This is a genomic window from Clostridium sp. UBA1652, from assembly GCF_002320975.1.
Taxonomy (GTDB): domain Bacteria; phylum Bacillota; class Clostridia; order Clostridiales; family Clostridiaceae; genus Clostridium_T; species Clostridium_T intestinale.
The window spans coordinates 1-6,561 of sequence record NZ_DCLI01000037.1 but is presented as its reverse complement, the minus strand read 5'-3'; the positions used below and the strand labels follow the sequence as shown (position 1 = coordinate 6,561).

11 protein-coding genes are annotated in these 6,561 nt (G+C 29.0%); all 11 read right to left on the bottom strand.

All coding sequences use genetic code 11. The annotated features are described in order from the left end of the window. Positions 1 to 130: 130 nt before the first annotated feature. The 11 genes from B3N22_RS06095 to B3N22_RS06045 all read right to left on the bottom strand — a co-directional run bounded on the left by B3N22_RS06095 (position 131) and on the right by B3N22_RS06045 (position 6,283). Positions 131 to 1,126 (bottom strand): Rpn family recombination-promoting nuclease/putative transposase, encoded by a 996-nt coding sequence (locus B3N22_RS06095; RefSeq protein ID WP_286905477.1) that lies wholly within the window; start codon positions 1,124 to 1,126, stop codon positions 131 to 133. A gap of 291 nt (positions 1,127 to 1,417) precedes the next feature. After that, positions 1,418 to 1,624, bottom strand: a complete 207-nt coding sequence (locus tag B3N22_RS06090; RefSeq protein ID WP_286905475.1) for a hypothetical protein — start codon at positions 1,622 to 1,624, stop codon at positions 1,418 to 1,420. Between the two features lies 1 nt (position 1,625). Then, complete coding sequence (locus B3N22_RS06085) at positions 1,626 to 2,123, bottom strand: DUF3990 domain-containing protein (RefSeq protein ID WP_286905473.1); 498 nt, start codon at positions 2,121 to 2,123, stop codon at positions 1,626 to 1,628. Next, a complete protein-coding gene (locus B3N22_RS06080; protein WP_286905471.1) occupies positions 2,120 to 2,356 on the bottom strand; it encodes a DUF3791 domain-containing protein in 237 nt (78 codons plus the stop codon). Before B3N22_RS06080 ends, B3N22_RS06085 begins: the two co-directional genes overlap by 4 nt. Positions 2,357 to 2,542: 186 nt before the next feature. Further along, positions 2,543 to 3,454 (bottom strand): DUF4351 domain-containing protein, encoded by a 912-nt coding sequence (locus B3N22_RS06075; RefSeq protein WP_286905469.1) that lies wholly within the window; start codon positions 3,452 to 3,454, stop codon positions 2,543 to 2,545. A gap of 224 nt (positions 3,455 to 3,678) precedes the next feature. Beyond that, the gene (locus B3N22_RS06070) at positions 3,679 to 3,921 is read right to left on the bottom strand and encodes a hypothetical protein (protein ID WP_286905468.1); all 243 of its coding nucleotides are present in this window, start codon (positions 3,919 to 3,921) and stop codon (positions 3,679 to 3,681) included. A gap of 1 nt (position 3,922) precedes the next feature. Beyond that, a complete protein-coding gene (locus tag B3N22_RS06065) occupies positions 3,923 to 4,408 on the bottom strand; it encodes a DUF3990 domain-containing protein (RefSeq protein WP_286905467.1) in 486 nt (161 codons plus the stop codon). After that, the gene (locus tag B3N22_RS06060; protein WP_286905465.1) at positions 4,405 to 4,632 is read right to left on the bottom strand and encodes a DUF3791 domain-containing protein; all 228 of its coding nucleotides are present in this window, start codon (positions 4,630 to 4,632) and stop codon (positions 4,405 to 4,407) included. The genes B3N22_RS06065 and B3N22_RS06060 overlap by 4 nt, the downstream gene beginning before the upstream one ends. A 175-nt stretch (positions 4,633 to 4,807) precedes the next feature. Beyond that, a complete protein-coding gene (locus B3N22_RS06055) occupies positions 4,808 to 5,116 on the bottom strand; it encodes a nucleotidyltransferase domain-containing protein (RefSeq protein ID WP_286905463.1) in 309 nt (102 codons plus the stop codon). Then, positions 5,113 to 5,508: a nucleotidyltransferase substrate binding protein gene (locus B3N22_RS06050; protein WP_286905461.1), complete on the bottom strand. Its 396-nt coding sequence runs from the start codon at positions 5,506 to 5,508 to the stop codon at positions 5,113 to 5,115. Before B3N22_RS06050 ends, B3N22_RS06055 begins: the two co-directional genes overlap by 4 nt. Positions 5,509 to 6,043: 535 nt before the next feature. After that, positions 6,044 to 6,283 (bottom strand): PD-(D/E)XK nuclease family transposase, encoded by a 240-nt coding sequence (locus tag B3N22_RS06045; protein ID WP_286905460.1) that lies wholly within the window; start codon positions 6,281 to 6,283, stop codon positions 6,044 to 6,046. Between the last annotated feature and the right edge of the window lie 278 nt (positions 6,284 to 6,561).

Genomic DNA, 6,561 nt, shown 5'->3' with positions numbered 1-6,561 from the left:
TAGCTTAATTATTGACTTAATTATAATTACTTATTCATATTTCAGTAAAAAAGACTATGAAAAAAACAAGCTATCACTTAATAGCTTGTTTTTGCCCGGGGTTTTTATGGGACTCAAGGAGTCCCATTTGCTAATGACTTTTTTCTTTTCTAATAGAATCTATCTCTTCATTTGCTAGTCCTGTTAATTCTATTATAATTTCATTGCTCATTCCCATTTTTATAGCCTTTATAGCTATTTCTTTTGCCTTCTTTTCTATTCCTTGTTCTATTCCTTGTTCTATTCCTTGTTCTATTCCTTGTTCTAAGCCTCTTTTTGTTGCTTTTTTTTCTAATTTTTCTAAAGTTTTACCTAAATTGCTAACCATAAAGTCTACCTCCTCTTGTTCAGATTTATTTAATACCTCTTCTACTTCTGCCTGTAATTCTTCTGTCAATCTTGGTTTTACTATTTTCTTTAACCACTGCTTAAATATACTAAATTGCTCTGGTGAAATTTTTCTAAGTATATATATGATTTTTCTTAATCTTCTTACAAGCTCTTCTTCATTCATTTCTTGATCTAATAAAAATACAGCTGATACTAAATTAGCCACACTATACAGTTCTTCTTCAGTGTATCTATTAATATCAAATAAAGAATAATTAAAATTAAGAACATTATCTCCAAATAAGTTAGAACCACTTAATATTTCTTTAAACTCTGTCTTTGCTGTCCAACTATTTTTACCGTTGTATAAAACTAATGGTATTATGGACGGAAGCTTAAAGCTTTTCCTCTTTCTTTCTGCCTTCTCTGTATTTTTTAGAACATCTCTCCAAACTTCGACCATATAGAATAATAGTCTCATAGGCATTTGAAAATCCACCTTTGATTGGAATTCTAGCAGTACATAAAATATTATCTCTTCCCCATCTATATTTACTTTATATAGGATATCAGACTCCTCTTCTTCAAAATCAGAAAGAATATAAGACTTATCTACTAATATTAAGTCTTCTTCTTTTATTTTATTTACCCAATCCTTTTTTAGAAAACTCTTTAAAAACTCTAAAAAAGTTTTTTTGTGGGAAAACACATACTTATATCCTACATCATGTTCATGATGTACTTCTTTATTTCTCAAAACGGCACTTCCTTTGTATATGGAACTTTTTATTTTTATTTATCTATACTATTATTATATAACATTATAGTAATTTCTTAAACATTAAGTCCATATTATTTTAAATTTCATGTCGCTAAATTTATATTCAGGTACAAAAAGACTAGCTGCCAAATGACAGCTAGTCTTTGCCCGGGGGTTTTTCTGAGGGAGAACTTGTTCGAGTGAGGTTGCTAGTCTGCGCCCGGGGGTCTTTTGGGGGCTCGAAGAGTCCTACTTGCTAGTGGGGTGGGGCTCAAGGAGCGCCGCTTGTTACTGCCTAGTTATACATCTATATGCTATATTGGCAGCACTTTGTGTAAATAATCCTGTTTCTTTTCTATAAATCATTTTACTTATTGGTGATGAGTAAAATAATTTCATTGCTTCATATTTATTTATTGATTTTAATTTGCTAATATTTAATACTACATCATCTATAAGCATTACTAATATTTCATCAAACTCATTCATTTTCATATTATTTTACTTCCTCCATTCCAATAAATTTTAAACATTCTATAATTACCTGCTGATTATTTATACAAACTTGGTTGTTTGCTGATTTAAATTTTAATCTTTTAATTGCGGCATCTTTTTCTATCCAACCTCTTTCTAAAAGATTTATTGTTGCAAATACCTGATCATCAGCGACTTCCCCAATAGTAATATCATATGGTGACTTTGAATTAATATCTTTTCTATTACTTAAAATAAATTCTAGCCATTCTTTAGTTACACCATCATATTCATAAATTTTAAATCTCTCACTAGCAAGGCTCATATTCAATTCATATATAGATACAATTGGGGGTCCCTCTATTTCTCCATTAAAATTTGTACATTTTCTAGTTGCCCATTTTTCAGCTTGTTCCTTAAATGTTGTACCATAAAACCCGATACCAAAATCTAAAGCTCTATTAGACTTTATTACTTTAGGCTCCTTTATTATTATATTTGAACCATGGTATATTATCATATCTTAATCCCCTTGCTTTTTAACAAATTAACGATTTCTCCTACTATATAATCTTCCCCTTGAGTATGAAGTGTGTCGTAATATTTTATAATATACTCATCTAATATTCTTGTTTTTTCAGTAAGTAAATTATATACATCCGGTGGCATTATATTTAAGTTACGACTTAATGCCGTTATACAATATATAGCAAAATATAGCTGTTCTTCTGTTATATCATCTATACTAATCATAAATATCACCCTAACTAATAAATTATAATATTATTATATACCATTATATTAATTTATTAAACATTAAGTCCATATTGTTTTATGTCGTTAAATTATTATTTAGGTGTAAAAAAACTAGCTATCAAGTGACAGCTAGTCTTTGCCCGGGGGTCTTTTTGGGGCTCAAAGAGTCCCTCTTGTTATTAATTAGAAGTACCTCTCTAGTTCTTCCACTCTATCCATATCAAATATGTCTGTAGCAACAACTTCTAGCACATCATTAGAAAGTTTCTTTATCTTATTAATGTAATCATCAGGTAATTTTTTGAATTTCTTTATAAGTAATTTTATTACTATCTCATACTTTCCTCTTTCTATTCCCGCTTCCATTCCTCTTTCCATTCCTTCTTCTATTCCCTCTTCTTTAAGTTTTTTATCTAATTCTAATCTTTTCATCATATCCATTAAAAATTCTCTATTATTTTTATCCAATTTTACATTTGCCATATTCTTATACACCTCCAACACTTCATTAGGATTTGCTTCTGCAAGTACATTCATTATCACTGCATATAAGGGGTTTTTTATATTATTAATGTATTCTGTTATCCATTGATTCATCAAATTCTTATTTTCATTTTGCATCTGCAATAATTTTAAGTATTTAGCACCATTATCATCAAGCTCTTTTGATACCAGAATCTGAGTCTCTATATCTGTATTTTTTATATAATATATACCATTTTCTCTTTTTTCTATGGATACCTTTTGTTCATCTTTAAGATACTCTATTAACTTCCTTGGATACTTATTTGAAGTCAATGTTATACTCATTTCCTTTATATCTATATTATTTGTGCCATCTGATAATGCTTTATATAGATATGCATAAGCTTTTACCTTATAATAGTCATCTATTGATATATAATCTGTTGGTGATTTATACTCAAATATATTATATCTTCTAAAAATTCTACCTATATCTTTAGTTATTTCTATTTGTTTTAATTTCTTTATAACTAATACATCTATTCTTAATGGTTCATCTGTTAATTGATATTCAGTTAAAAATTCTAATTCTTCTTTATAATCTATAAACTCAAGTTGTATAGCTGCCACAAAGGCAGGATGCTATTTTATTCTCTCACTCGCCATATTATCACTGCCCTTATTTTTATTTATCTATACTATTATTATATATCATTATACTAATTTATTAAACATATACCCCAAATTTTTATGTCGCTAAATGGATATTCAGGTACAAAAAGACTAGCTGCCAAATGACAGCTAGTCTTTGCCCGGGGGGTTTAGTGGGGCTCGAAGAGTCCTGCTTGCTACTACTAAATGTCTAAATCTTCACCTTTTCTCTCACTATCTATACCCATATATAAATAATTAATTCCTTCATACCATAACTTTGTATCTTCCTGCTCTAGTTCATCATATATTTTTGAATTATAAAAATTCATTAAAGCATCTTTAAGTGATAATCCATAATTATCAGCTAATCTTTTTGACACTTTTGCAGCTTTAATCGGAATAAATAAATGAACATTTTCTTGGGTTACCTTTGGTAAACTCATATTATACCTCCTCATAACCTACATATTTAATATACTTTAATGCTTTATTTGTATGAAATGAAATCTGATCCTCTAGCTTATATGTTCTTAATTCTTTAATTGTAGTATCAAAATCCATGAACTTATTTTCAAAGGCATTTAGACATGCATATACTCTATCATCTGCAACTTTTCCTTTTACGATGTCAAATTCATGCACATACTTTTCTTTTGTTCTATTGTCTAAAACAAAATTCAACCAATTTTCATTAGCTTCATCAAATACATTAACATTTAGAGACTTATCCTTTAATATACTATCTGAAATTTCATATATACTTATAAAACCTTTACCTACATTTTCTCTTCTCTGCTTAATTCTTGCCCATTTATAAGCTTGCTCTTTGCTTGTTGTAGTATAAAATCCATAACCAAAATCTAAGGTTCTAGTTGCTTTAATTAAAATAGGCTTTTCAACTAATACATTACTACCATGGTAAATTCTCATAATTCGTATCCTCTTTTTTTTAAAAATACCTCTATCTCTGATAAAATATAATCTTTTGATTGAGTATGAAGAATATCGTATCCCTCTATTAAAAAGTCTATTACTCCACTTTTATTAAATAAATTAGCTACATCTTTACCCCTCATTTTATGCTTAACTTTAAAATTTTCTACGCAAAAGGATATAAATTCAATAATTTTTTCTTCTATATTCAAATTTATCATTTAAATCAGTCCTTTTATAATCATAATATGGTTTATATTAATATTATATACTAAACTATATTGTTTTTAAACTGTGTAGATTATTTTTATGTCGCTAAATGGATATTCAGGTACAAAAAGACTAGCTGCCAAGTGACAGCTAGTCTTTGCCCGGGGGTTTTTCCGAGGGAGGTTCTCACTTCTTCTCGTAAATAACTTTTCCTGCACGTTCTATATGTTCTTTTAATTCCTTATGGTTAGAATGAGTAAAATCTACAATATCAAATAAATAAGGCATAGGACTCTCATCTTCCAATAATGAGTGTACTTCTGATAATATATCAAAGGTTATTTTTTCTCCATAAATTGCTATATCTATATCTGAGCCATGCTTAAAATTTCCTTTCGCTCTAGAACCAAAAATAGTTGCTTTATCTATTTCATTAAATTTTTTTATAGTATTAATAATATATTTCAAATCAAATGCACTTAATCCAAAGCTCATATTTCTTCCCTCAGCTTCTTTAATAGTTCTTTAATTACAGGATAATATTTTTGAACTATAAGTAGCTCTGCTTCTTTTGCAACTTCTTCATCATAAGTATGTGCCATTAAATTTCTTTTATTTAATGCATCAATCCATACATGCCCATCTGTAATTAATTGAATTTGGAAAGCTGTTTGTATAGCTGATCTAGGACTTTTTATTTCATACCCCTCTTGCTCTAAATAGTCCTTCATAGTCTTCCACGCTAATTCAAAAGTATATTCAAAACACTGTATTAATCCTTGTACCTCAAACTTATTAAGATTACCTTTTTCTATGAATTCTGTTAATTGCATTACAGCTTTATTAAAGTTTGAAAATCTTTGTTTCCAACGTATGTCTTCGTTCAACTATAAACACCTACTCTCTTAAACATTAATGTTGGTATACTATTTTTTGTTGTATTTACTTAGGTTATTTCTTTATAATAACTCCAATCTATACTAATATTATATACTAAAGTATATTGTTTTTAAACCCTGCGTTTTATTTCTATATCGCTAAATGGATGTTTAGGTGCAAAAAGACTAGCTGCCAAGTGACAGCTAGTCTTTGCCCGGGGGTTTTTCTGAGCGAGAACTTGTTCGAGGGAGGTTGCTATTCTTTTGCTTTTTCTAAAAAACAATCTATTTTCAGCTTAAACTCACTTGTTTCTATAGCCTTCATAGTAATCACCACACTTTACTCATTTTCATATTCTCTGAAATATATCTATAAACTATCACTGTCTAGAATTAAATCTTAATACTTATATTATATACCAAATTATATATCCATTAAACAATGTTCAATTTTTACTTTAAGTAGATTCATCAAGTAAATTCTTCAGAAAAAAGACTAGCTGCCAAATTACAACTAGTCTTTGCCCGGGGGTCTTTGTGGGGCTCAAAGAGTCCCACTTGTTATTATTTCCGTTGCTGCTACTTCTTTATCTTTCTTTTCTATACCAAAGAACTTTAATCCATCTTCTGCAAACTCTCTTAATAACTCTGTGTTAATGAGCTCTATTTCCGCTAATTCTGATTGTGGTGTTTTTAATATGGAATTTAAAAAGTCTATTAAAATGTCCTTATTTTTCTCATCTCCAAATATAAGTTTAAAAACAAAGTCATTTTTAGGAGACATTATAAATCCATCATCCATTATATTTTAGGATATTTTTTTATATAAAACAAATGAATCTAATGAACTACATTCCTACGGAAGTAGTTCTACAGGATAGTAGTGTATAACATTTCAGCTATATATTAAACATACGTACAATACTATTCTACGTTTTTATGTCGCTAAACAGATGTTTAGGTGCAAAAAAACAAGCTACCAAATGACAGCTTGTCTGTGCCCGGGGGTCTTTGTAGGGCTCGAAGAGTCCTACTTGCTTATAGAATTCATTCCTTGCTCAA